Here is a 24058-nt window from a genome sequence, read left to right on the forward strand (position 1 = left end):
TACCGGATCGATCTTAATTTCCGTCGTGTCCGGCACCTGCTTGACGCACACAAGCATGTTCATTTCTGGTTTCCTCCTATTCATTTTTCGGGGCCGGGCAAAGGCCTTCCCCATGGCATTTTCAAGTTCCGGCCCACAGGATGGGCATACCTATCCAAAGCCATTTTTCCCAAGCACAATCATATACCGGGTTGCCCAAATTGTCAATTAAAAAAGTCTCCAGACTGTTGGTTTTGCAAAAATTTTTATCCCGAATTGTTTTCCGCCCCAGCCAGCCCCCCGGGCAGCGGAAAAACGGGGCGTTTTCTCCCCGCTTTCGGGCAACTTTCTTCTTTACATTATCAATTTATCGTGATAATATGTGAAAGTCCCGGGGCGCTCCGGGCCCAATTCCATCGAAAACGGAGGATACATAACCATGAAGAAGAACCGCATTGCGGCGTCTGCCCTGGCGCTGTCTGTCTGCCTGTCCCTGGCCGCCTGCTCCGGCGGCGGCGAGACCCCTGCCCCCGCAAGCTCCGCCCCTGCGGGGACCGCCCCCGCCGGGACCCCCGCCGCCGAGAGCGACCTGGCCTACGTCCGGGAGAAGGGCGTCCTGGTGGTGGGCATCACCGAGTTCGAGCCTATGGATTACCAGGACAGCGACGGCAACTGGATCGGCTTTGACGCCGACATGGCCCGGGCCTTCGGAGAGAGCCTGGGCGTGGACGTGGAGTTCCAGATCATCGACTGGGACAACAAGATCTTCGAGCTGGACGGCCGGACCATCGACGTGGTGTGGAACGGCATGACTCTCACCGACGAGGTCCTCTCCGCCATGGAGTGCTCCAACGCCTATTGCAACAACGCCCAGGTGGTGGTGGTCCCCGCCGGCATGGCCGACCAGTACCAGGATGTGGAGAGCCTCAGCGGCCTGACCTTCGCCGTGGAGTCCGGCTCCGCCGGCGCACAGCAGGCCCAGGAGTACAGCTTTACCTATAATGAGGTGGTGGATCAGGCCACCGCCCTGCTGGAGGTCAGCTCCGGCACCTCCGACGCCGCCATCATCGACTCCCTCATGGCCGGCGCCATGGTGGGGGAGGGCACCAGCTATGACAACCTCACCTCCACCGTCACCCTCAACGCCGAGGAGGGCGAGCAGTACGGCGTGGGCTTCCGTAAGGGCTCCGACCTGTGTCCCGCCCTCAACGAGTTCTTTGCCTCCAGCTACGCCGACGGCACCATGATGCAGATTGCCGAGACCTACGGCGTCCAGGCCACCATCATCCCCCAGTAACCGGCGGAGCGGACCGCCGCCCAGCCACGAAACAAGCAGAGGGCCCGCGCCCTCTGCTTCCTTTACTCTCTTGAGACGAGGTGGGACGCGCCCATGTTCCTGACTGTCATCGGGGCCCTGAACGAGGGCTTCCTCCAGACCCTGCGGCTCTTTGCCGTGACCCTCCTGGGGGCCATCCCCCTGGGGCTGGTGATCTCCTTCGGCTCCATGAGCCGCCTGACCCCCCTGCGCTGGCTCGCCCGCACGGTGGTGTGGATCATCCGGGGCACCCCCCTGATGCTCCAGCTCATCGTCATCTTCTATGTCCCCGGCATGGTGCTGGAGGGCGGCAGCCCCTGGCCCGGCGGCGAGTCCGGCCGCTTCCTGGCCTCCGCCATTGCCTTCATCATCAACTACGCCTGCTACTTCTCCGAAATTTACCGGGGGGGCATCCAGGGAGTCCCGGCGGGCCAACAGGAGGCCGGGCTGGTGCTGGGCATGACCAAGTCCCAGATCTTCTTCCGGGTCACCCTTTTGCAGATGATCAAGCGCATTGTCCCCCCCATGGCCAACGAGATCATCACCCTGGTGAAGGACACCTCCATCGCACGCATCATCTCCCTCCAGGAGGTCATCTGGGCGGGCTACGCCTTCATGAAGGGCTCCCATGGCTATTCCGGCCTGTGGTGGCCCCTGCTCTTCACGGGCCTGTACTACCTGATCTTCAACGGCGGGCTCACCCTGCTCTTCGCCTGGGTGGAGAAAAAGCTGGACTACTTTAAGTGAGGAGGCGCGGTTATGTCCATTCTGGAAGTTCAAAACATTGAAAAGCATTTCGGCGCCACCCGGGTGCTGGAGGACATCAGCTTTACCCTGGCCCAGGGCCAGGCCCTGGCCATCATCGGCTCCTCCGGCTCCGGAAAGACCACCCTCCTGCGGTGCCTCAACTTCCTGGAGCGCCCCGACCAGGGCCGCATTCTGGTGAAGGGAGAAACCCTCTTCGACGCCGCCGACCCCGCCACCCAGCGGGAGGCCGACGTGCGGAAGAAGCGCCTCCACTTCGGGCTGGTGTTCCAATCCTTCAACCTCTTCCCCCAGTACACCGCCCTCCAGAACGTCACCCTGGCCCGGGAGCTCCTGGCCCGGGAGGCCCCGGACTACAAGGCCAACCGCAGGGAGATCCACGCCCGGATCGAGGCCCAGGGCCGCGCCCTGCTGGAGCAGATGGGCCTGAGCGACCGGGCAGGGCACTACCCCCACCAGCTCTCCGGCGGGCAGCAGCAGCGGGTGGCCATCGCCCGGGCCCTGGCCCTGGAGCCCGACATCCTCTGCTTTGACGAGCCCACCTCCGCCCTGGACCCGGAGCTCACCGGGGAGGTCCTGCGGGTCATCCGGGGGCTGGCGGAGCGGCGGACCACCATGGTCATCGTCACCCATGAGATGGCCTTTGCCCGGGACGTGGCCGACCAGGTCATCTTCATGGATGGCGGCGTCATCGTGGAGCAGGGCCCCCCCGGCGAGGTCCTGGAACACCCCCGGGAGGAGCGCACCCGGCAGTTCCTCTCCCGGTACGCCCAGAGCTGAAGCGCCCCCGCGCGAAACACAGGGCGGCTGGAATCCAAGGATTCCAGCCGCCCTGATTTTTGCCCCGCCTGGGGTCAGTAGCAGATGATGATGGTGGCCACGAATTCCGTGCCGCTGTAGGAGCCGGTGACCTCAATGGAGCGGCCCTCCAGGGTCCAGGGCTCCACGCGGGCGGCGCTGACGGCGTCGAGAATGGTGGCGCTGCGCAGGTCCACCGTGACCATCTCCTCCCCGCCGGTGTCGGTTGTGGCCCGGAGGTAGAGGTAGTCCTCCCCGCTGTCCACATAGAGGACCGTGCCGGTAAGTCGGTTTCCGGTGTTGACAGCCTGCTGAATCTCGATGGAGAGGACGTGGTTTCCGTTGACCGCCAGTCCCAGCCGGTAACCCGGCCGCAGGTCGGAGAGATTCATGGCCCGGCCATTTTGGGTCACAGAGACGCCGCTGCTGACCGCATAGGAGACCGTCTCCCCGTCAGAGAGGACCAGTTCCAGGGTGTAGCCGCTGCTCTCCTGGATGATGCGCTCCACGGTGCCCACCAGGTTGACGCTCTGGGTCAGGGCCGTAATGCGGGTGACCTCGCCGTTGCGGACGGTGACCTCCACCTCGTCCCCCAGGGCCAGCTGGTCAACGGTGCTGTCCACCTCGTCCCGCTCCACCAGCGGGGGGTCGGCCAGGTCCACCTGGAAGCTCACCATGGCGCCGTCGTCCCGGGTCACCACGAAGGTGAGGACGGTACCCTCGCCGAAAATCCGGTCGGTGAGGACCCCTTCGGCGGAGGTGGCGCTGGGGTAGGACTGAATCTGGGTGACCTCATCCGCCTCGTTGAGGCGGAGGGTGACGAAGTCGCTGCGCTCCAGGTCCCGCAGGCGGACGGCCTGGTCCTCGTGGGTGATGACAGCGGTGGAGAGCACGTCGTACTCTGTGCGCCGACCGCTGTTGAGGTGATCCACGGTGATGGTCTCCCGGTCCTCATCCACCGCCCGGATGGCGCCCTGGACATACTCGGTGACGGTGTCCACCGAAACGGACGCAATGGCGTTGTCCTCGTCGGAGATCCGCAGGGAGACATAGCTGCCCTCCAGGCGGCTGCTGAGGCTGCCGGCGGCCCCGTCCACAGTGATGGAGGCGCCGGCGGGGAGGGCGTAATTCCGGGTGACGCCGTTGAAGCCGGTGACCAGGAGGGCAGCCTCTCCAGAGGCGGTGGAGCGGCTGTAGCCCGCCAGCATCCCCTCCTCCAGATGGAAGCCGCCGGTGAACTGGATGGCCACCAGCCGCCCCTGGTCGTCCAGCTGGCAGACGGCTTCGGTGTAGTTGGCGGCGGGGTCCACCAGGTCCCGGCCCCCGGTGGTCCGGCCGTTGATCTGGACCTGAGTGAAGCGGTCCATGGCCAGCAGCCGCCCCTCCCCCTCGGCGGTGACGGCCACGTTGTAGCCGTCGATGCCGTTGACGGTGGCGGTGCAGGTCTCCAGGGTGTCGCTGACCCGGACGGCAAAGGGGGCGCCGTTCCGGTCCAGGCAGACCCGGGCGTGACGGCCCGCCTTCAGGGCGGAGAGGGTGCTCTCCATGTTGTTCTCATAGATGGTCACGCCGTCAGGCAGGGAGATGGCGGCCAGGGGGGCCCTGGTGAGGTCATTGGTCAAGGAGAGGCGGAGGGTGTTCCCCACCGTGGTGGGGGAGGCGGCGATGGTCCCCTGGATAAAGTCGTAGTCGGTGTACTCCGGCAGGTCCGGGGAGGTGCCGTGCGCGTCCATATAGGCCAGGGCCCGGGTGAGCATGGTGGACATGACGGCCCGGTTGACGTAGAGCTTGGGGCTGAAGTCGTTGAACTCGTCCCCCTCCACAATGCCGTAGATGTTCAACAGATAGACCGAGGGCCGGGCGTCCTGGTCGATGGAGGCGGTGTCGTCAAAGCGCAGGGGGTAGGAGGTCAGCCGCTCCGACATGGGGCCCAGCTGCATGGCCCGGATCAGGTAGACCGCCAGGTCCTCCTTGGGGATGGGCTCGTCCAGGTCCCCGGTGCGGACCAGGCTCTGAAGGCCGGAGGCGGTGAGGATGCCTGTAGCCAGGCAGATGGAAAATTCCTGGTAGAACCAGGACTGCTGCCCGCCCAGGATGTCGTGGACCTCCTCGTAGTAGTCCGCAGCGATGTCCTGGGTGGTGGCGGTGTCCAGGCCCACCGCCCGGGCGCACAGGGCCAGGGCCTCGCCGGTGGTCAGCAGGTTCTCAGGCTTAAAGCTGCCGTCGTCGTAGCCCTTGAACATGCCGGCAATGGTCATGGCCTCTATGTAGCTCTTGGCCCAGTGGTTCTGGATGTCCGGGAAGGCCGCGGACGCCGCAGACGCCGCCGGGGCGGATACCGTCAGCGCCAGGGCCAGTCCCAGGGCGCCGGAGAGCAGTTGTTTCAGTTTCATGCGGGGCACCTCCATAACACAGCGCCGGCCAGGCCCGGCCGGCATTCGATGATCTCCTCCCAAGTATAGCGTCTCCCGGCAAAAATTGCAACCGGAAGTGTGTCGTTTCCCGCCGGGGAGCACGTTTCCCGCCGGAGCCCGCCGCTCCTCCGCCCAGATGGAGGCGCTTGACAGGTAAAATTTTCTGCTCCAAAATTCTCCTGCTTTGCCGTGCTCCGCACTTTACAACGGCAGAATTTTTGATTATACTTGTAAGAAATTGAGACCGCGAATTTGGGGGAAATCCCCCGAATGACCGGGGGAAGCGCCAACCCTCCCCAGGTGCGTCCGCCCTGTTCCGCTTTAAAATTAAGGTTGCATAAACGGAAATTCTGTGTAAAAATAAATCCATCCTTCGACAGGAGCCGGCGGGAAGCGCGGAAAAGCACCCAAAACCGTCCCCGGCGCCTGTCCTGGCCAGGGCATGTGTCCGTTGGCTTTTGCGTATATCACCCCATAAGGCGGCCGCTGGGAAGGGCCGGCCGCCGGATGCAGGGGAGCGTGAGGTGTTTTGATGAAACAGGTTCGGATTTTGGTCGCTGCGGCCCTGACCCTTCTGCTGTACGAGTGCGGTGCCCCCGCCTCCCAGGCCGCCCAGAGTCTGGTCTGGATTCACTTCGACGACAGCGGCGGCTACGGCGAGATTCCCGACAGCCTGTCCGCTCCGGCGGGGGAGTGGGTGACCCTGCCCGGCGCGGAGCTGCGGGACTCCCGAGAGGAGGACGCCCTGCGCTTTGTGGGCTGGTCCACCCAGGAGGGCGCCAGTGCGCCGGAGTATCTGCCCGACACCTCCTTTCTGCCCCAGGAGAGCCTGACCCTCTACGCGGTCTACGGCCAGGGGCGCTATCAGGTCACCTATCGGACAGGGGATTTCACCTTCACCGAGGAGGTCATGGCGGGGGAGGCGCCCCAGAGGGTCCCGATCCTTGGGGCGGGCTATCTGGGCTGGGAGGACGAGACCGGCTGGCCGGTGGACCTGACCACCGAGCGCATCTGGCAGAACCAGACCTATACCCCCTATGAGGACATTCCCCTGAACAACCGGGACCACACCAAGTACATGGACGGCATCAGCGACGGGCTTTTCCACCCTGACCAGGACATGACCCGGGCCGAGGCGGCCCAGATTCTCTACAGCCTACTGGTGGAGAAGCCGGAGGGCCGGGCCACCTACTCCGATGTGCCCGAGGGCATGTGGTACACCCAGGCCATCACCTCCCTGGGGGCCCTGGGGGTGCTGGACCGGCCGGAGGGCGCCGCCTTCCAGCCGGACGCCGTCCTCACCCGGGGGGACTTCGCCCTGATCCTGTGGCACTTCCTCCCTGGCGAGGGTGCGGACCTCTCCTTTACCGACGTGCCGGAGGGCCATCCGGCCTACGAGGCCATCGCCGTTGCCGTCTCCCACGGCCTGGTCAGCGGCTATCCCGACGGCACCTTCCGCCCCGACGAGGCCCTCACCCGGGCGGAGGCCGCCGTGATCTTCAACCACATGCTGGGCCGAACCCCCGATACCGCCGCCATTGCCGCCGCCAGTGAAACCAACCTGCGGATTTTCCCCGATGTGCCCTCCAGCCACTGGGCCTACGCCCAGATCATGGAGGCCACCGTCTCTCACGACTATACCAGCAGCGGCGGGGAGGTGTGGACCCGGGTGGAGACCGAGACCACCCCTCTCTCCGACGGCTATTACCGCTTCGGCAGCTGGCTCTACCGGGTCCGGGACGGGGTGTTTCTCCGCTCCACCACCGTGGACGGCTTTACCTTTGACGCGGCGGGCCGCTACACCACCGGCTCCGACACACTGGATGCGCAGCTCCACCAGATTGTGGATGCCTACACCACCGACTCCATGAGCCGGAACGAGAAGCTGCAGGCCCTCTACAACTATGTCCGGGACAACTTTTCCTACCTGCGCCGGAACCTGGTTTCCCGGGGAGAGACCGGGTGGGAGCCGGCCTACGCCGAGGAGTTCCTGGAGCTGGGGCGGGGCAACTGCTATAGCTTTTCCGCCCTCTTCTGCCTGCTGGCCCGGCAGCTGGGCCTGCCGGCCCACACGGTGGTGGGAGGCCTGGGCGCCAGCAGCAGCCCACACGGCTGGGTGGAGATCAATCTGGACGGCACCAACTATATGTTCGACCCCCAGCTGGAGTGGCGCTACCGCTACGACTACGGGGTGAGAGGCTACAACCTGTTTATGATGCTCCCCAGTCAGGCCCCCTTTACCTATATTCGCTAAACTGCCGCGTGAGGATGTCGCAGAATGGTATTTAGTTCTCCTGTCTTCCTGTTTGTGTTCCTGCCGGTGACCTACCTGGGCTGCCGGCTCCTGCCCAGTCTGCCCCTGCGGAACGCCTGGCTCACCCTGGCCAGCCTGATCTTCTTCTCCTTCGGCCAGCTCCCCTATCTGGCGCTGCTGCTGCTCAGCGTGTGCATCAATTATCTCTTCGGCCTGTGGCTCCAGTCCAAGAGCACCCACCGCCGTCTGGCCGCCGGGCTGGCGGCGGCGGCCAACCTGCTGGTGCTGGGGGCCTTCAAGTACACGGACTTCCTCATCAGCACCGTCAACAGCCTCACCGGGGCCGGCCTGGCCCTGACGGGGATTGTGCTGCCCATCGGCATCTCCTTTTACACCTTCCAGGGCATGAGCTACGTCATTGATGTCTACCGCCGCCCGGAACAGGGCACCCGGAACCCTGGAAAGCTGCTGCTCTATATCTCCTTCTTTCCCCAGCTCATCGCCGGCCCCATCGTCATCTACCACGACGTGGCCGGCCAGATCGACCGCCGGAGCGTCACCCCGGATCTGACCCTGTCCGGCCTGCGGCGGTTCATCGCCGGCTTTGGGAAGAAAATGCTCCTGGCCAACACCGCCGGAGAGGTGGCCGACGCGGTCTTCGCCCTGACGGCGGCCGAGCTGGACTCCCGCCTGGCCTGGCTGGGGGCGGTGTGCTACACCCTCCAGATCTACTTCGACTTCAGCGGCTACAGCGACATGGCCATCGGCCTGGGGCGGATGTTTGGCTTCCAGTTCCTGGAGAACTTTGAGCTACCCTACACCGCCAAATCCATTAAGGAGTTCTGGCGGCGGTGGCACATCTCCCTGAGCTCCTGGTTCCGGGACTACCTCTACATCCCCCTGGGGGGGAGCCGGAAGGGGGAGAAGCGCACCCACCTGAACAAGCTCATCGTCTTCTTCGCCACTGGATTGTGGCACGGGGCCAACTGGACCTTTGTGCTCTGGGGGCTGTGGCATGGCCTGTTCTCCACCCTGGAGGGGATGAAAGCCTTTCCCAAGTGGCTGAAGAAGTCCTGGCTGGGCCATATCTACACCATGCTGGTGGTGATCCTGGGCTTCACCCTCTTCCGGGCCGACACCATCGGCGACGCCGGAGTGATGTTTACCGCCATGTTCACCGGCTTCTCCCTGGCCCCGGCGCACACCCTGCATCTCATTGCCCTGCTGGACGCCAAGACGGTCTTTTTACTCCTCATGGGCCTGCTCTTCGCCTTTGGCATCCCCCAGCGGGCGTGGCAGCGCCTCCAGGCGCGGAGCCTGCCCCGGCAGGCCCGGGAGGGGGCGGCGGCCCTGGGGTACAGCGCACTCTTCGGGGTGAGCGTGCTCACCCTGGCGGGGGCCACCTTCAACCCCTTCATCTATTTCCAGTTTTAAGGGGGGCGCGGCATGAAAACAAGCACAAAGGCCAATCTGGCCCTGGCCGCCTTCCTGACCGTCTGCCTGGTCCCCTTTGTGGGGATGCTCCTCCTGCCAGAGGGCGAGGCGGCTGCCAACCAGGCCCTCTCCCCCGCCCCCCAAGTCTTTCTGGAGGACGGGCGGTTCAACACGGCGGTGCTGGACGAGGTCACCGACTATGTGGCCGACCACTTCGCCTTCCGGCAGGAAATGATCACCGCCGGAGCCGTCCTGGACGCGGCGGTCTTCCACGTCTCGGCGGAGGAGGACGTGGTGCTGGGCCGGGAGGATTGGCTCTTCTACCGGGAGACCCTGGCCGGCTACCTCCGCACGGACCCCCTGAGGGAGCAGCAGCTCTTCGGGGCGGCCCGGACCCTGGCCCTCCTCCAGGAGTACGCCGAAAGCCGGGGGGCGGCGTTTTATGTGACGGTGGCCCCCAACAAGGCCAGCCTCTATCCAGAGTACCTGCCCTATGTGGGCACGCCCCTGGCCGGGGAAGACGACATCGACCGCCTGGTTCCCTATCTGGAGGCCCAGGGGGTGCCCTACATCGACCTGTTTGCCCCCTTCCGGGAGACGGAGGAGGTCCTCTACTACCGCACCGACTCCCACTGGAACACGCGGGGGGCGGCCCTGGCCCACGACGCCATCATCGCCGCCCTGAACAAGACCGACCAGGCGCTCTTCTTCGGCGGGACCTATCACCCGGGGGAGCCCTGGCTGGGGGATCTCTACGAGATGCTCTACCCCACCGGGACCCAGACCGAGGCCGACGCGGAATTTGACCGGGCCTTTTCCTTCTCCTATGTCCGGCCCATCCGCAGTCCCGAGGACCAGTTCATCCAGACGGAGAACCCGGACCGGAGCGGCAGCCTGCTGATGTTCCGGGACTCCTTCGGCAATCTGCTCCACAGCTTCCTAGCCGATGCCTACGGGGAGGCCGCCTTCTCCCGGGCCATGCCCTACACCATGTCCCTGCTGGACCAGACCGGGGCGGACACGGTGGTCATTGAGATCGTGGAGCGCAACCTGGACTGGCTGGCCACCGAGGCCCCCATCTTCCCGGCCCCGGAGCGGACCCTGAACGGCGTACCGCCCCAGGGGGAGGCCGCCGCCCGGATCACCGCAGCGGACGACGGCCTCCTGGAGGGCTATGTGCGCATGGAGGGCCGTCTGACCGGACCCGTGGACCAGGAGTCCCCCATCTATGTCCAACTGGGCGACGCCCTCTATGAGGCCTGTCCTGCGGGGGCGGCGGGGGAGGGGACGCCTTTCACCCTGTACGTCCCCGCCGAAGGGGCCCAGGGGGCGGCGGAAATTCTGTATCAGTCCGGCGGGCAGCTCTATGCTGCCGGCGCGGACTTGGCGCAAGCAAATTAACCCCTCAAAACGCACCTCCCAAAAAACATTGCGGCAGAAAGCGACACATTTCAGAAAGGACGGAGATTATGATGAAAAAGAGGACCCTTGCCCTGCTGCTGGCCCTGACTCTGCTGGGCCTCACCGCCTGCGGCGGCAGTCAGGCCGGCACGGAGGAGACCCCCCCGGCCAGCGCTCCGGTGGAGGCCACCCCCGCCGGAGCCGCGCCCACGGAGGAGGTCACGGTGACCGCCCCGGAGACCAGCCCCGCCGCCTCTGCGGAGAACATGGCGGGGACATCCACCCCTGCCCCGGAAACCATCCCCGTCCCGGAGAGCCCGGCGCCCCAGGTGACGGACGCCACCCCTGAGCCGGCCGCCCCCGCCCCTATGGAGACCGCCCCGGCAGAGACCCCCGTCCCCGTGGAGACCGCCGCCCCCGTGGAGACCGCCCCCGCAGAGACCCCCGCCCCCGTGGAGACCGCCCCCGCAGAGACCCCCGCCCCGGTGGCGGAAGCCCCTGCCGAGGCCACCGCCGACGACGCCCGGGCCTACATCGGCCAGAATGTCTCCAGCCTCACCGACGCCCTGGGAGCCCCCCTCAGCAGCTCCTATGCCCCCAGCTGTCTGGGTCCCGGCGAGGACGGCGAGCTGATCTACGACGGCTTCACCGTCTATACATACCGGGAGGACGGCGTGGAGACCGTGGAAGACGTCCTCTAAATTTCCCCCAGACCCTCGCCCTTTGGGGAGGGCCTGAAGCGTGTCATGAGACAGAAGGAGACCTTCATGATGAAACGTAGCACCGCGCTTTTCCTGGCGCTCCTGTTTTTGTGCACCACATCCTGCGCCCAGCGGGAGCAGGTGGAAAACCTCCCGCCGGTGAAGAGCACCCAGTCCCCCCAGCTGGGGCCTGACGCCTCCATGGCGGAGCTCTTTCCCGAGGACCAGGGCCCCACCTGGGAAGAGGGCCGCACCCTGGATGTGGCGCTGCCTGGAGACTATAACGGCCTGGAGCTGCCCATTCAGGGGGCCACGGGCTACGCCTCGGTGCAGCTGCCCCTGTGGGCGGCGGTGGAGGACGCAGAGGCCGCTGCCCAGGCGGTGGCCGACTGGGAGGCGGCCGAGGCTGCCCGGCTGACGGAGGAGCAGTCCGCCCAGGCCTCCGCCTCCCTGCCCCTCCCCAGCACCGCAGCCCCGGCGCCGTCTGGGATCTCCACCGGCGCTGCGGCTGCGCCTGGGGTCACCGCCGGCGCGGCGGCCGCCGTCCTGCCCAGTCCGGCGCCTTCGGCCAGCTCTGCGGCCCCTGCGGTGGAGGAGACCCCCCAGACCCAACCGCCGGAGACCGCCCCGGTCCCGGAGACCGCCCCCGCTTCGGAGAGCCGGATCCCGGAGGCCACCCCCCCGGCGTCCTCCTTCCAAACAGAGCCCTCCGCCCCTGCGGAGTCCCCGGCGGCGGAGACTGCCCCGGCGGAAACGCTTCCGGCGGAGACCCTTCCGGCGGAGACCCTTCCGGCGGAGACCCTTCCGGCGGAGACCACACCCCCGGAGGAGACCACACCCCCGGAGGAGACCGCCCCCCCCACCCTCACCGACGGTGCGCTGACCCTGCTGCCCTCCGGCACCCCCTTTACCGTCCTGCGGGAGGAGGGGGAGTGGTGGCAGATCTCGGTGGAGGCGGACTACTACGCCGGCGAGGCCCAGACTGACCTGCGCCACGGGGAGCTGACCGGCTGGGTGGAGCACCGCTACTGCCTGGTGAACCTGCCCGATGTGATCCCCTCCATCCTCTATGACGCCACCAACAGCTACGCCTCCCTGTTCGTCACCTGCGGCAAGTCCATCCCGGAGGTCACCGGACAGGCCTTCTATCCAGGCCGGACCTACAACCAGCGGCTGGGCCGGGAGGAGTTCATGATGCCGGTGCTCTACGCCATGGCCTTCAAGCTCTGCCAGGTCCAGCGGGCCGCCCTCTCCGAGGGCAACTGTCTGGTCCTCTACGAGGGGTACCGGCCCAGCCAGGTCCAGACCAAGGTGTACAACGCCGTAGCGGCCATGGTGCGCAGCGACCCGGAGGTGAAGGCGTCGGTGGCCGACCCGCCCTGGAACATCTCCTGGTTCATTGCCGGCGGCTACTCCAACCACCAGCGCGGCTACGCGGTGGATGTCTCGCTGGCCAAGGTGTCCAATGTAGAGGATCTGGCCGTCAACGGCTACCGCTACCTCCAGGTTACGGAGTATGAGCTCTACACCATGCCCACCCCCATTCACGAGCTCAGCCAGGCGGCGGCCACCTTCACCGTCCCGGTGAACAGCCTCTCCGCCACTGCCTGGCTGACCGCGGAGCTCTCCGGCTCCATGAACGAGCCCGCCCTGGGCCTCCAGCGCTACTGCACCGAGGCCGGCCTGACCCCCCTGGCGTCGGAATGGTGGCACTTCAACGACCTGGACGCCCACAGCCTGATTGTGAACAATCAGGGGCGCGGCGACTTCCTCATCTCCAGCATCCGCAGCGTCATCCCTGTGTAGCCGGTCCAGAGGGCTGCCGTCCGGGACAGCCCCCTCCCGAAGCCCCATGCGCGGGCCGGGGCCGGAATACCACTTCCGGCCCCGCTCCTTTTCTGCGGCTTGGCTGTTGCCGGCCCCCGCAGAGGATCGGGCCCAGGTCCGGCTCCGGGCAAAAATTTTCCTTGACAAAGTTTTCCCCATCCCTTATAATTCTCCTAGTTCAAAAGGGAGTAGTCGCAAGCTTCTCCATCAACATCACGGCCCTGGGCCTGGTGGGGGACGCCGGTTTCGGTGACAAGACTTTTGAGCATGTACTCTGCTTGGTCTGCGGAGGATGTGCTCAAAGGTCTTTTTTCTTTGCTTTTGGACATGATACTTACCAAAGGAGTGTGCCGCCTATGGGAAAACCGTACTTTAACCGCACCCCCGAAGAGACCCTCCGCGACCTGGAGGCCAGCCGGACCGGCCTCACCTCCGCCCAGGCGGCGGAGCGGCTGAACCGCTATGGGAAAAACGCTCTGGCCGAGGGCAAGCGCAAGTCCCCCCTCCAGGTCTTCCTGGAGCAGTTCAAGGACCTTCTGGTTGTCATCCTCCTCATCGCCGCCCTGATCTCCGCCGTCTCCGGCAATGTGGAGAGCACCATCGTCATCTTCGCCGTGCTGATCCTCAACGCCATCCTGGGCACCGTCCAGCACTTCAAGGCGGAAAAGTCCCTGGAGAGCCTGAAGGCCATGTCCTCCCCCACGGCCAAGGTCCTCCGGGACGGGGTTCGGACCGCGGTGCCCTCGGCCCAGATCGTCCCCGGCGACATCGTGGAGCTGGAGGCCGGGGACATGGTGGTGGCCGACGGCCGCATTTTGCGGAACTTCTCCCTGAAGGTCAACGAGAGCTCCCTCACCGGCGAGAGCGAGGGGGTGGAAAAGACCGCCGAGGTCATCCCCGGGGAGGAGGTGGCCCTGGGTGACCGGAAGAACATGGTCTTCTCCGGCTCCCTGGTGACCTATGGCCGGGCCGAAGTCGTGGTCACCGGCACCGGCATGGACACCGAGCTGGGCAAGGTGGCCGCCCTGATGAACCAGACCCAGCAGCGCAAGACCCCCCTCCAGCAGTCTCTGGACGACTTCAGCAAGAAGCTGGCCACCGTCATCCTGATCATCTGCGCCCTGGTCTTCGGCCTTTCCCTCTACCGGGAGATGCCCATTCTCGACGCCCTGATGTTCGCTGTGGCCCTGGCCGTGGCCGCCATCCCGGAGGCCCTGAGCTCCATCGTCACCATCGTCCTGGCCCTGGGCACCCAGAAAATGGCCCGGGAGAACGCCATCATGAAGGACCTCAAGGCGGTGGAGAGCCTGGGGGCCGTGTCGGTGATCTGCTCGGACAAGACAGGCACCCTGACCCAGAACAAGATGACCCCTCAGAAGATCTACGCCGACGGCTCCCTGCTGGAGGGGGCCGCCCTGGACCTGGTCAACGGGGTCCAGCGGCTGCTCCTGAAGGCCGCCCTCCTGGCCAGCGACGCCACCACCGACCCCGAGACTGGCGCCGGCATCGGCGACCCCACCGAGGTGGCCCTGGTGATGCTGGGAGACCGCATCGGGGTGGACGAGGTGGCCTACCGGGCCCAGCACCCCCGGCTGGGAGAGCTGGCCTTCGACTCCGACCGGAAGCTCATGTCCACCCTCCACAACATCGAGGGGGTCCCCACCCTCTACACCAAGGGGGCTATCGACGTCCTGCTGGACCGCTCCACCCAGGTCCTCACCCGGGGGGGGCCGGTCCCCATGACGCCGGAGTGGCGGGCGCGCATCTCCCGGGTGAACATGGAGCTGTCCATGGAGGGCCTGCGGGTGCTGGCCTTTGCCTACCGGGAGCTGCCGGAGAACCACACCCTGACCCTGGAGGACGAGAGGGACTTCACCTTCATTGGCCTGGTGTCCATGATCGACCCGCCCCGGCCCGAGGCCATCCAGGCTGTGGCCGACGCCAAGCGGGGGGGTATCCGCACCATTATGATCACCGGCGACCACAAGGTCACCGCCTCGGCCATCGCCAGGCAGCTGGGCATCTTCTGGGAGGGGGACGAGGCTGTCTCCGGTGTGGAGCTGGACGGCATGAGCGAGGCCGGCCTGGACGAGCGCCTGGAGCGCATCTCGGTCTACGCCCGGGTCTCCCCGGAGCATAAGATCCGCATCGTCAAGGCCTGGCAGGCCAAGGGGAAGATTGTCTCCATGACCGGCGACGGCGTCAACGACGCCCCCGCCCTCAAGGCCGCCGACATCGGCGTGGCCATGGGCATCACAGGCACCGAGGTCTCCAAGGACGCCGCCTCCATGATCCTGGCCGACGACAACTTCGCCACCATTGTCAAGGCGGTGGTCAACGGCCGGGGCGTGTACACCAACATCAAAAACGCCATCAACTTCCTCCTCTCCGGCAACATGGCCGGCATTCTCTGCGTGCTCCTGACCTCCCTGCTGGGGCTGTCGGTGCCCTTCGCCCCGGTCCACCTGCTCTTCATCAACCTCCTCACCGACTCCCTGCCCGCCATCGCCATCGGTGTGGAGCCCGCCACCGGGGACCTGCTGAACCAGAAGCCCCGGAACCCCAAGGAGCCCATCCTCAACCGGGCCCTGCTGGGCAAAATCTTTGCCTACGGCGCCCTCATTGCCGCCGCTGTGATGGGGGCCTACTTCATCGGCCTCCGGGACGGCGGCGCGGGGCTGGCCTCCACCCTGGCCTTCTCCACCCTGACCCTGGCCCGGCTCTTCCACGGCTTCAACTGCCGGGGCCTCCCCTCCATCTTCCACATCGGCCTGACCTCCAACAAGGCCAGCCTGGGGGCCTTTGCCGCCGGAGTGGTCCTGCTGGCCGCCGTGCTCTTCATCCCCGGCCTGAACAGCCTCTTTGAGGTGAGCCCCGTCACCATGCGGGAACTCGGTCTGGTGGTTCTGCTGGCCTTCCTGCCCACTGTGGTCATCCAAATCTATAAGGTCATCTGGGACGCCCTACAGGCCAGGCGCCTGGAGGCTGCGGCGACCAGATAACCGGCCTCCGCCCGGATTTCTTCCGGCGCAGACAGGTTCTGACAGGAACCTTTGAGCTGACAGCGCACAGGTTCCCCCTTTCGATGAAAGGGGGAACCTCCTTTTACATTTCTGGATATCGTATTTCAAATATTTCTGTGGCAAAATTAGTTGAATGAAAAAGAAATATTCACCAAAATAAAAAATGCCTGCAAAAAATTTATATCCATATACACTAGGGCTTGTTTGAAAAATAGCAACGTGTCCAGCAGCGAGGGATTTTGGCCGCTGGCAAACAATTTTTTCGCAGGAATCCTGGCGGATTTCAAGGAAAAATTGCGCCGTCCAGGGGGCAAAAGCCCCGCCGGTTGGGCATGTTGACATTTTTCAAACAAGCCCTAACTCCCGATTGCTTTTCACCCCCGCCTGCGCTATAATAATGTCTGCTGAATAAACCGCAGAGCGGTTTATTCGTGCGGCACAGCCGCCGCCGATAAGCAGGCAGGCATGACCGCCTTCCTGGAGAAGCGGAAGGAAACGCGCTTCACCGGCCAGTAACCCCCCCCCCGGCTTCCCCTCCTGCCTTCCGGGGCCCCGCGCTGCGGGGCGGCGCTGAGGACGCCGTATGGGAATTACCCTGCCCTGGAAGCAGACCCGCCTCCGGCGGGGGAGAGGCTTCCACGCCTGCGGACCCATCGGTGCCGTGCATATCCACATGGGAGCCGGGGTCCCCACGTGGACCCCGGCTCCCCGCTTTCCTTCCGTCCGCCGGAAGAAAAAAATCTGGCATTTTGACGGAACCCATGCTATAATAAAGGGCGGCGCCCCCAGGGGGCGCTGCCCTTTCTCTTGGGTACATCCACTCTCTGACAACAACAAGGAAGGAGGAGCAATGGCACTACAGAGCTGTATCAACTATCTGCTGACCGTGGCGCAGCACCAGGTGTTCCAGGCCTTCTCCGCAGGGCTGGAGCCGTTCAACATCACCCCCGGGCAGTACGGCGTTCTTGGCTGCCTGTGGGAGCGAGGCTCCTGCACCCCCAAGGAGATCGCCCAGATTCTCCAGCTGGAGAACTCCACCGTCTCCGGGGTTCTGGACCGGATGCAGAAGCGGGGGCTCATCGACCGGGTGGTGGACCCCAACGACCGCCGCAGCGTCCGCGTGGTCCCCACTGAGGAGGGTCTGGCCCTGAAGGACGGCGTCCTGAAGGTCATCGACCAGCTCAACGCCGAGATTCTGGGCCGCTTTTCGGCGGAGCAGCGGGCCGTCCTTCTGGACTGCCTGCGGCAGGTGGGCCGGGTGGACCACGCCGGGGACTAGTACTCCACCAAGCCAGAAACTTGTATTTGCCTTTCGGCGGAATTTCCGCATCACTTTGTTATCGTCCTTGGTGGGCGTCAGCCCACCAGCATCCTCTGCCTTGTTCTGCAAAAATTCCGCTCGAAATCCAATCTGCAAGTTCTAACTTGGTAGAGTACTAGGGCTTGTTTGAAACATGTCAATATGCCCAACCTGCGGGTCTTTTGTCCCCTGGACGGCGCAATTTTTCCTTGAAATCCGCCAGGATTCCTGGGTCAAAATTGCTTGCCAGCGGCCCAAAATCCCTCGCTGCTGGACACATCGCCAATTTTCAAACAAGCCCTAGGCCCTGGACAGAGGAAAAAGCGCTTCCCCCAGCGGACCCATGCCGGTCCGCTGGGGGAGGCGCTTTTGCTGTTCCGGGCGGCTCATTTCCGCCGCTTATCCCGGACGTAGATGTGCTTGGTGTGGGGATTGCCGGTCTGGCGCACGTCCACCTCGAAGCGGTCGATGCTCCGAATGAGCTGGGTGAGCTTGGAAAAGCCGTAGTTCCGAGGGTCAAAGTCGGGCTGCTGCCGGATAAGCAGGTTGCCCAGCTCCCCCATGAAGGCGTAGCCGTCCTCGTCGGCGATCATGTCCATGGCGTCGGCGATGAGGTTGACCACCGCCTTGGGCAGCCGCTTCTGGGGCTCCTCCTGGGCCGGGGGCTCCGGCTCGGGCTCCGGGGCCGCCTTCTTCCGGCTCTTCCGGGCGGGCTTGGCGGGGGCCTCCGCCGCCGGGGCGGGGGCGGGCTCCGGCTCCGGGGCGGACGGGGGCTCCGGCTTGACGGCGGCCGCCTTGGCGGCCGCCCGGATGACCTCGATATAGATGAACTTGTCGCAGGCCACGATGAAGGGCCCGGGGGTCTTCTTCTCCCCCATGCCGATGACCTTCATCCCCGCCTCCCGGAGCCGGGTGGCCAGGCGGGTGAAGTCGGAGTCGCTGGACACCAGCACAAAGCCGTCGCAGCGGCCGGTGTAGAGGATGTCCATGGCGTCAATAATCATGGCCGAGTCGGTGGCGTTCTTTCCGGTGGTGTAGCTGTACTGTTGGATGGGGGTGATGGCGTTCTCCAGCAGAATGGGCTTCCAGGAGGCCATATTGGGGGTGGTCCAGTCCCCATAGATGCGCTTGATGGTGGGGGTGCCGTAGACGGTGATCTCACTCATCACGTCCCGCATGGCGGTGCGGGAGGCGTTGTCGGCGTCAATGAGCACCGCCAGGCGCAGGCTTTGGTCATTTTGTTCCGTCATACATGTTCTCCTGTCAGAATGATTTCCGGCGGTCCTTATGCACTGTCCAGTACAAAGTGGTAGAAGCGCAGCACCTCATACCAGTCCTCGGAGGAGAAGCAGACCGTCCTGCCGTCCTCCAGCCGGGCCCCGGGGTAGAAGCTCCTGGCGTAGGCCCGGGTGTGGTCCCGGAAGCGGATCTGGGTGTCAAAGCGATCGGGCAGGGGCACCCGGCACCGGGCCGCCCTTCGGACGGCCTCCTCCGCCCCGGCCCGGATGCGCTCCACCGCCGCGTCCGGGTGGATGGAGAGGACGCCCCCGCCGATGCCCTGGTTCACCGGCACGGTGACCATCTCCGGGATGAGGGTCCAGGCGAAGGCGCACAGGGCCTCGTCCCCGGAGAGAAAGGCCACCGGCACCCCGTAATAGCCGGCGGTGTAGGCGTTGATGAGAAACTCGCTGGCCGGGACGCCGTTGAGGAGGACCTCCTCGGCCTGGGGGTCCAGGGTGTGGGAGAGGGGATTGCCGGGGCAGGAAGCCCAGGCGTGATAGCCGGTGAAGAGGACGGCCCCGAAGCCGCCGGTGTCCAGCCCGGACATCATGGCCAGGGGGTCCCCGGTCCAGCCCCGAAGGAGTCGGACCTGCTCCGGCAGGGCGGCGGGGTCCAGGTTCCGGGCCGAGTCGTGGGCGTCCTTGAGGAGGATGCCGTCGGCTCCGGCGGCAAGGGCTCCCTGGCAGGCGGCGCTGACCTCCCGGGTCATCTGCTTTTGGAAGGGCCGGTAGTCCTCCGGGGAGGAGCGCTCGGTTTCGGACCAGTGGGCGATGCCGCAGGTCCCCTCGATGTCGGCGCTGATATATACCTGCATGGGGAAAGCCACCTTTCTTTCGGACCGGATGGATTCTGCTCCAGTATAACACAAAAAATTTTCTTTGAATACCGCAACCTTTTGGCCCCCTCCGGCGTATCAAAGGGTGAGAGGGGTGAGGAGATGCCGGATCGGGAGGACTTGGAGGGGCTGGTCCTGCGCAATGAGAACATCCTGTACCGGGCGGCCCTGGCCTGCCTGGGGGACCCGGAGGAGGCCAGGGACGCGGTCCAGGACGCCTTTCTCCGACTGCTGGAGAAGGCCCCCGCTCTGGAGAGCCCCGAACATGAACGGGCCTGGCTGCTGAAGGTCACCATCAACCGCTGTAAGGACCGGCTGCGGTTCTGGCGGCGGCACCCCACGGCGCCCCTCACCGAGTCCTATCCGGCCGCCGGACCGGAGGAAGCCTCCGCCGCCCAGGCGGTGGCCGCCCTGCCGCCCAAGGACCGGCTGGTGGTCCACCTCTTCTACTACCAGGGCTGCTCGGTGGCTGAAATCGCCGCCCTCACCGGGGCCCGGGCGGGGACGGTCCGCTCCCGGCTGTCCCGGGCCCGTCAAAAGCTGCGCCATCTGCTGGAGGAATCGACATGAACGCCTATCAACGCTATATGGAGTCCATCCGCCTCACCCCGGAGGAGCGCGACGCCCTCCGCTCCGCCCTGGAAGCCCGCTCTGCCGCCCGGAGGAAGCCCTCCCACCTGCCCCGGCTGGCGGCCTGTGCCTGCGGCCTGGCCCTCCTGGCGGGCCTGGGGGTGGGCCTCTCCCAGGCCCCGGAGGAGTCTGCCGCCGCCCCGGACCCGGTCCAGGGGGCGGTCTCCGGGGCCCCGGTGCTGACCCTGGACCCCAAGGCTACCCCAGACGCCCGGCTCTACGCCGGACCAGACACCCTGGAGACCCCGGCAGAGGCAGTCCCCCTGCCCTGGTCCACCCCCGTCCCCAGCGAGCCCGTCACCGTCATCGAGGCGCACCCGGAGGACGGGTCTGGGTCCACAGACGCCTCTCTTGTCCCAGCGGACCCGGAGGGCGGCTCTATATTCATGGTAGACGGCGGCGCCGCCCCATCCGCCGCGGCGGACCTCACTCTGGAGGCCTGCCGGGCCCTTCCCCGCCTGGGGGCGCATGTGCCTGAAACCCTCCCGGAGGGCTTCTCCTTCGCCTCGGGGACCTCCGGCCCGGACCAGGAGGGGGGGAGCTGGCTCACCCTCCTGTGGAGCGACGGGGCCCTGGGAGAGGTCTTTCTCTCCCTCACCCAGCCGGAGACCCCTCCCGAGCCCATGGACGTCTCCGACCCCGCCGCCTACGACGTGCGCCTATATGAGCGCCCCTGGAGCGAGCGCCTGCCCGAGGCCGTCCGGGCGGGGGGCTTTGCGGACCCGGTCTTCCGCTGGGAGGACCTGACGGAGGAGGTGGTGGCCGCCCGTGGCCTGCCGGGGGATGGGGGCGACGCCGGCGGCCTGCGCTTCACCTTCCGGGTCCTCTACCCCGACGGGGTGGTGGCGGCCTACCGCATCAAGGGCCTCACCCGCTCGGAGGCCGCCGCCCTGGTCCTGGGATGAGGCCTTGAAACGGCAAAGGGCCGGCGCAGTCATCTGTGACCGCGCCGGCCTTGGCCTTGGGGGCCTGTCCGGCCCGCCGCTGTGCTCAGGTATCGTCCTCGATGAGGCCGTAATCCCCGCCGTTGCGGCGGTAGACCACCGAGAAGGCCCCGCCGGCGTCGGCGTTCTTGAAGGCAAAGAAGGTGTGGCCCACCAGGTTCATCTGGAGCACCGCCTCGTCCACCGACATGAGCTTGATGGGGAAGCGCTTGGTCCGGGCGATGTGGAACTCGGACTCCTCCTCCCCGGGGGCGAAGTCGGATCGCTCAGCCGTGTCCACGGTGCGCTCGAAGGCGTCGGTCCGCAGGCGCTTTTCCAGCCGGGCCTTGTTCTTGCGGATCTGCCGCTCCATCCCAGAGACACAGGCGTCGATGGAGGCCCGCATGTCGGAGGTGCTCTCAGAGGACCGGAGAATCATGCTGCCGGACCGGACCGTGACTTCGCACACGTTCCTGTCCTTTTCTACACTGAAGACGACAGAGGCCTCCCCTTCGGTCTTGAAGTAGCGGTCCAGCTTGCCCACCTTCTTCTCGGCGTAGGCGTGGACAGACGCGGGCAGAGAGACTTTCTTGTCGGTGAATACAAACTTCATACGATTCAGCTCCTTCTTTCGCCCCCGGCCGGGGGCTGTGGTGGGCGAAGCCGGGAGTGTCCCGGCTTTGCTTGTCTCTATTATAACAGCTCTTCCGGAAAAAGTCACCTATTATTTATGAATCCTACACAAACGGCTCCCCCAGGCGGACCGGGCTCTCAGCCCCCGGCGGCGACCTGGTCGGCGTAGCGCACGTCGCTCATGGCGTCCCGGCCGTAGAAGTCGGCCCCGATGCGCCGGGCGTACTCCTCGGTGAGCACCGCCCCGCCGGCCATAATCCGGCACCAGGGGGCCTGCTCCCGCAGGAGGCGGATGGTCTCCTCCATGCTCCCCACGGTGGTGGTCATCAGGGCCGAGAGGCCGCAGAGCTCCGCCCGCTCCCGGACCACCGCCCCGGCCACCGCCTCCGGGGCGGCGTCCTTCCCCAGGTCGATGACCCGGTAGCCGTAGTTCTCCAGCAGGACCTTGACGATATTCTTGCCGATGTCGTGGACGTCCCCCTTCACGGTGGCCAGCACCACCTTGGCCTTCCCCGCCGGGAGGCCGCCCCCCTGGGCGCTCATGCGCTCCTTTAAGAGCTCGAAGACGGCCTTGGCGGCCTCGGCGCTCATGAGGAGCTGGGGCAGGTAGAGCCGCCCCGCCTCGAAGGCGGCCCCCACCCGGTCCAGGGCGGGGATCAGGTCGTGGTCGATGATCTCCAGGGGCTCCCGCCCGGCCAGAGCAGCCTTGGCCGCCGCCGCGGCGCTCTCCCGGAGGCCCTTTTCCACCGCCTCGCCCAGGTCCAGCTCCCCCGCCGGAGCGGCGGGGGGCGCCGGGGCCCCCTCCCCAGCCATAGCGGCGATGTAGTCCTGACAGTTGGGGTCCAGCCCCGCCAGGGCCCGGTAGGAGAGAAGGGCGTCGGTCATGGCCCGGGAGCCGGGATTGAGAATGGCCGCCGAGAGCCCCCGCTGGAGGGCCAGGAGGAAAAAGGCGGCGTTGACCTGCTCCCGCCGGGGCAGGCCGAAGGAGACGTTGGACACCCCAAGGGAGGTCCGGCACCCCAGCTCCTCCCGGATGAGGCTCAGGGCCTCCAGGGTCACCTGGGCCGCCCCCTGGCCGGCGCTGATGGTCATGGCCAGGGGGTCGAAGATCAGGTCCTCCTTGGGGATGCCCCAGGCGGCGGCCTCCGCCACAATGCGCCGGGCCACCTCCAGCCGCCCCTGGGCCGTGGGAGGGATGCCCTTCTCGTCCAGAGTCAGGGCGATGGCCGTTCCACCGTATTTCTTCAGCAGGGGGAAGACGGCGGCCATGCTCTCGGCCTTGCCGCTCACCGAGTTCACCAGGGGCCGGCCGTTGTAGCGGCGCATGGCCCCCTCCATGGCCTGGGGGTCGTTGGTATCGATCTGGAGGGGCAGGTCGGTGATGCCCTGGATCTCCTCCACCGCCTTGGGCAGAAGCCCGGCCTCGTCGATCTCCGGCAGGCCCACGTTCACGTCCAGCACCTGGGCCCCCTTCTCCTGCTGCTCCACCGCCAGCCGGAGGACATAGTCCATATCCCCCGCCCGAAGGGCCTCCTTGAGCCGGGGCTTGCCGGTGGGGTTGATGCGCTCCCCGATGACCACGGGCTCCCGGTCAAAGACCACGGTTTTGGCGTAGGAGGATACCCAGGTCCGCCGATGGCTGGGCAGGGGGGCGGGGGCGATGTCCTGGCAGGCGGCCCGGAGGGCCCGGATGTGCGCCGGGGTGGTGCCGCAGCAGCCCCCCGCCAGCCAAAGCCCCTCCCGGGCCAGGCCAGCCATGGCGGCGGCGAAGTCCTCCGGCCCCACGTTGTAGTGGGTGCAGCCGTCCACGCACTCCGGCAGTCCGGCGTTGGGCTGGAGGAAGAGGGGCAGGGAACTCCATCGCCGCAGCTCCGGCAGATAATCCTGCATCTGCTCCGGCCCCAGGCCGCAGTTGAGGCCCAGGGCCTCCACCCCCAGGCCCTCCAGCAGGGCGGCGGCGGCGGGGATGTCCCCTCCGGTGAGGAGCCGCCCCCCCTGGTCCAGCACCACGGACACGAAAATGGGCAGGTCACAGGACTCCTTGGCCGCCACCACTGCGGCCTTGGCCTCGTAAAGGTCGCTCATGGTCTCGATGAGCACCAGGTCGGCCCCGGCCTCCGCCCCGGCCCGGATCTCCCGGGCATAGGCGGCCACTGCCTCCTCAAAGGGCAGGTCCCCCATGGGCCGCAGGAGCCGGCCGGTGGGCCCCACGTCCAGGGCCACCCAGCCCCGGCCGGCCTCCCGGACGGCGGCCTTGGCCAGGGCTACCCCGGCGGCGGCCGCCTCCACCGAGGGGCCGGCCAGCTTGACCCCATTGGCCCCGAAGGTGTTAGTGGTGACGATGTCGGCCCCGGCGGCCAGATATTGGGCGTGGACGGCCTGGACGGCCTCCGGGCGCTCCAGATTCCAGCGCTCCGGCTCGTATCCTCCCGGGAGTCCGGCGGACTGGAGCATGGTGCCCATACCCCCGTCGAAAAAGAGGAGCCGGCGGCCCAGCTCGGTGCGAATGTCCATGGTATTTCCTCCTCGGTGGTTCTGTTTTTTG

At 66.3% G+C, this 24058-nt stretch carries 17 protein-coding genes; 12 read left to right on the forward strand and 5 right to left on the reverse strand.

The window, feature by feature from the left end:
* Positions 1-418 precede the first annotated feature (418 nt).
* The 3 genes from Q0K09_RS05160 to Q0K09_RS05170 all read left to right on the forward strand — a co-directional run bounded on the left by Q0K09_RS05160 (position 419) and on the right by Q0K09_RS05170 (position 2839).
* On the forward strand, positions 419-1276 hold the full coding sequence (locus Q0K09_RS05160; RefSeq protein ID WP_294473734.1) for a transporter substrate-binding domain-containing protein: 858 nt from the start codon (positions 419-421) through the stop codon (positions 1274-1276).
* Between the two features lie 93 nt (positions 1277-1369).
* Positions 1370-2041, forward strand: a complete 672-nt coding sequence (locus Q0K09_RS05165; protein ID WP_294473736.1) for an amino acid ABC transporter permease — start codon at positions 1370-1372, stop codon at positions 2039-2041.
* 12 nt (positions 2042-2053) lie between these two features.
* On the forward strand, positions 2054-2839 hold the full coding sequence (locus tag Q0K09_RS05170) for an amino acid ABC transporter ATP-binding protein (protein WP_294473738.1): 786 nt from the start codon (positions 2054-2056) through the stop codon (positions 2837-2839).
* A gap of 74 nt (positions 2840-2913) precedes the next feature.
* Here the strand turns inward: Q0K09_RS05170 and Q0K09_RS05175 are convergent, their stop codons facing one another.
* Positions 2914-5250 carry an S-layer homology domain-containing protein gene (locus tag Q0K09_RS05175; RefSeq protein WP_294473740.1) on the reverse strand — a complete coding sequence of 779 codons (2337 nt, stop codon included), beginning with the start codon at positions 5248-5250 and terminating at the stop codon, positions 2914-2916.
* A 553-nt stretch (positions 5251-5803) separates the two neighbouring features.
* Here Q0K09_RS05175 and Q0K09_RS05180 point away from each other — a divergent pair.
* The 7 genes from Q0K09_RS05180 (at position 5804) to Q0K09_RS05210 (ending at position 17190) form a co-directional block, all read left to right on the forward strand.
* Positions 5804-7525, forward strand: coding sequence for an S-layer homology domain-containing protein (locus Q0K09_RS05180; protein ID WP_294473742.1), 1722 nt, complete (start codon positions 5804-5806; stop codon positions 7523-7525).
* A gap of 24 nt (positions 7526-7549) precedes the next feature.
* The gene (locus Q0K09_RS05185) at positions 7550-8959 is read left to right on the forward strand and encodes an MBOAT family O-acyltransferase (protein WP_294473744.1); all 1410 of its coding nucleotides are present in this window, start codon (positions 7550-7552) and stop codon (positions 8957-8959) included.
* 12 nt (positions 8960-8971) lie between these two features.
* Positions 8972-10360, forward strand: a complete 1389-nt coding sequence (locus tag Q0K09_RS05190) for a hypothetical protein (RefSeq protein ID WP_294473746.1) — start codon at positions 8972-8974, stop codon at positions 10358-10360.
* Positions 10361-10428: 68 nt separating this feature from the next.
* On the forward strand, positions 10429-11061 hold the full coding sequence (locus Q0K09_RS05195) for a hypothetical protein (RefSeq protein ID WP_294473748.1): 633 nt from the start codon (positions 10429-10431) through the stop codon (positions 11059-11061).
* A 45-nt stretch (positions 11062-11106) separates the two neighbouring features.
* Complete coding sequence (locus Q0K09_RS05200; protein ID WP_294473751.1) at positions 11107-12867, forward strand: D-alanyl-D-alanine carboxypeptidase family protein; 1761 nt, start codon at positions 11107-11109, stop codon at positions 12865-12867.
* Between the two features lie 377 nt (positions 12868-13244).
* Positions 13245-15890: a cation-translocating P-type ATPase gene (locus Q0K09_RS05205; protein ID WP_294473753.1), complete on the forward strand. Its 2646-nt coding sequence runs from the start codon at positions 13245-13247 to the stop codon at positions 15888-15890.
* Between the two features lie 871 nt (positions 15891-16761).
* On the forward strand, positions 16762-17190 hold the full coding sequence (locus Q0K09_RS05210) for a MarR family transcriptional regulator (RefSeq protein WP_294473754.1): 429 nt from the start codon (positions 16762-16764) through the stop codon (positions 17188-17190).
* 407 nt (positions 17191-17597) lie between these two features.
* Here Q0K09_RS05210 and Q0K09_RS05215 read toward each other — a convergent pair whose 3' ends face one another.
* Together Q0K09_RS05215 and Q0K09_RS05220 are read right to left on the reverse strand one after the other, a co-directional pair.
* Positions 17598-18461 carry an NYN domain-containing protein gene (locus Q0K09_RS05215; RefSeq protein ID WP_294473756.1) on the reverse strand — a complete coding sequence of 288 codons (864 nt, stop codon included), beginning with the start codon at positions 18459-18461 and terminating at the stop codon, positions 17598-17600.
* A gap of 35 nt (positions 18462-18496) precedes the next feature.
* Positions 18497-19306 (reverse strand): M55 family metallopeptidase, encoded by an 810-nt coding sequence (locus Q0K09_RS05220; RefSeq protein WP_294473759.1) that lies wholly within the window; start codon positions 19304-19306, stop codon positions 18497-18499.
* 123 nt (positions 19307-19429) lie between these two features.
* Here Q0K09_RS05220 and Q0K09_RS05225 point away from each other — a divergent pair, with 123 nt between their 5' ends.
* Both Q0K09_RS05225 and Q0K09_RS05230 read left to right on the forward strand, forming a co-directional pair.
* A complete protein-coding gene (locus Q0K09_RS05225) occupies positions 19430-19897 on the forward strand; it encodes a sigma-70 family RNA polymerase sigma factor (RefSeq protein ID WP_294473760.1) in 468 nt (155 codons plus the stop codon).
* Positions 19894-20862, forward strand: coding sequence for a hypothetical protein (locus tag Q0K09_RS05230; protein ID WP_294473762.1), 969 nt, complete (start codon positions 19894-19896; stop codon positions 20860-20862). The genes Q0K09_RS05225 and Q0K09_RS05230 overlap by 4 nt, the downstream gene beginning before the upstream one ends.
* Positions 20863-20947: 85 nt before the next feature.
* Here the strand turns inward: Q0K09_RS05230 and raiA are convergent, their stop codons facing one another.
* Both raiA and Q0K09_RS05240 read right to left on the reverse strand, forming a co-directional pair.
* A complete protein-coding gene (raiA, locus tag Q0K09_RS05235; RefSeq protein WP_294473763.1) occupies positions 20948-21493 on the reverse strand; it encodes a ribosome-associated translation inhibitor RaiA in 546 nt (181 codons plus the stop codon).
* A 158-nt stretch (positions 21494-21651) separates the two neighbouring features.
* On the reverse strand, positions 21652-24027 hold the full coding sequence (locus tag Q0K09_RS05240) for a homocysteine S-methyltransferase family protein (RefSeq protein WP_294473765.1): 2376 nt from the start codon (positions 24025-24027) through the stop codon (positions 21652-21654).
* Positions 24028-24058 lie beyond the last annotated feature (31 nt).

Origin of the sequence: uncultured Intestinimonas sp., assembly GCF_944387725.1 — a bacterium.
Lineage (GTDB): Bacteria > Bacillota > Clostridia > Oscillospirales > Oscillospiraceae > Intestinimonas.

Bases quoted from the DNA above. Each gene is read 5' to 3' on its own strand.
- Q0K09_RS05160 (WP_294473734.1), top strand. From the start codon at position 419: ATGAAGAAGAACCGCATTGCGGCGTCTGCCCTGGCGCTGTCTGTCTGC.
- Q0K09_RS05165 (WP_294473736.1), top strand. From the start codon at position 1,370: ATGTTCCTGACTGTCATCGGGGCCCTGAACGAGGGCTTCCTCCAGACC.
- Q0K09_RS05170 (WP_294473738.1), top strand. From the start codon at position 2,054: ATGTCCATTCTGGAAGTTCAAAACATTGAAAAGCATTTCGGCGCCACC.
- Q0K09_RS05175 (WP_294473740.1), bottom strand. From the start codon at position 5,250: ATGAAACTGAAACAACTGCTCTCCGGCGCCCTGGGACTGGCCCTGGCG.
- Q0K09_RS05180 (WP_294473742.1), top strand. From the start codon at position 5,804: ATGAAACAGGTTCGGATTTTGGTCGCTGCGGCCCTGACCCTTCTGCTG.
- Q0K09_RS05185 (WP_294473744.1), top strand. From the start codon at position 7,550: ATGGTATTTAGTTCTCCTGTCTTCCTGTTTGTGTTCCTGCCGGTGACC.
- Q0K09_RS05190 (WP_294473746.1), top strand. From the start codon at position 8,972: ATGAAAACAAGCACAAAGGCCAATCTGGCCCTGGCCGCCTTCCTGACC.
- Q0K09_RS05195 (WP_294473748.1), top strand. From the start codon at position 10,429: ATGATGAAAAAGAGGACCCTTGCCCTGCTGCTGGCCCTGACTCTGCTG.
- Q0K09_RS05200 (WP_294473751.1), top strand. From the start codon at position 11,107: ATGAGACAGAAGGAGACCTTCATGATGAAACGTAGCACCGCGCTTTTC.
- Q0K09_RS05205 (WP_294473753.1), top strand. From the start codon at position 13,245: ATGGGAAAACCGTACTTTAACCGCACCCCCGAAGAGACCCTCCGCGAC.
- Q0K09_RS05210 (WP_294473754.1), top strand. From the start codon at position 16,762: ATGGCACTACAGAGCTGTATCAACTATCTGCTGACCGTGGCGCAGCAC.
- Q0K09_RS05215 (WP_294473756.1), bottom strand. From the start codon at position 18,461: ATGACGGAACAAAATGACCAAAGCCTGCGCCTGGCGGTGCTCATTGAC.
- Q0K09_RS05220 (WP_294473759.1), bottom strand. From the start codon at position 19,306: ATGCAGGTATATATCAGCGCCGACATCGAGGGGACCTGCGGCATCGCC.
- Q0K09_RS05225 (WP_294473760.1), top strand. From the start codon at position 19,430: ATGCCGGATCGGGAGGACTTGGAGGGGCTGGTCCTGCGCAATGAGAAC.
- Q0K09_RS05230 (WP_294473762.1), top strand. From the start codon at position 19,894: ATGAACGCCTATCAACGCTATATGGAGTCCATCCGCCTCACCCCGGAG.
- raiA (WP_294473763.1), bottom strand. From the start codon at position 21,493: ATGAAGTTTGTATTCACCGACAAGAAAGTCTCTCTGCCCGCGTCTGTC.
- Q0K09_RS05240 (WP_294473765.1), bottom strand. From the start codon at position 24,027: ATGGACATTCGCACCGAGCTGGGCCGCCGGCTCCTCTTTTTCGACGGG.